Below are 531 nucleotides of genomic sequence, written 5' to 3' on the forward strand. Positions count from 1 at the left end.
GGCTGCGGGCCAAGGGCGAGGAACGGCTGGATGATGCTTAGCGGCGGATGAAAGCCAAGGCCATGGCCAAGGATTACCAGGCGCTGTTCGGCGGTCTGGCCAAGGAGTTCCAGGTCACTCTGGTCGCCGGGTCCATCGTGCTGCCGGAGCCAAGCATCCGCGACGGCCGGCTCAGGCCCGGCAGCGGCGCCCTGTTCAACAGCAGCGTGGTGTTTGGTCGCGACGGCGTGCCATTGGGCCAGCCGCAGCGGCAGATGCATCCAATCTTCGATCAGCAAGGTGTGATTCAGGCCGAAGACAAACACGCCATCCAGGTCGTCGACACACCGGCCGGACGCTTGGGCATCCTGATCGGCAGTGACAGCTGGTACCCCGGCAACTACCGCACCCTCGATGAACAAGGCGCGCAACTGGTGGCGGTGCCGGCGCAGGTTATCGGCCAAGACGCATGGGACAAGCCATGGCGTGGCTACAAGGGTTCGAGCACGCCGGGCTCGGTCAGCCTCAAGCCCGGCGACCTCAGTGAAGGTC

The 531-nt window shown here is 65.2% G+C and carries 1 pseudogene; it reads left to right on the forward strand.

Annotated features, from left to right (window positions below):
• Positions 1–531 (forward strand): annotated as a pseudogene (locus J5M56_RS24200) (nitrilase-related carbon-nitrogen hydrolase); the annotation flags it as partial.

Origin of the sequence: Pseudomonas sp. 51_B (genome assembly GCF_017491595.1) — a bacterium.
GTDB lineage: Bacteria > Pseudomonadota > Gammaproteobacteria > Pseudomonadales > Pseudomonadaceae > Aquipseudomonas > Aquipseudomonas promysalinigenes.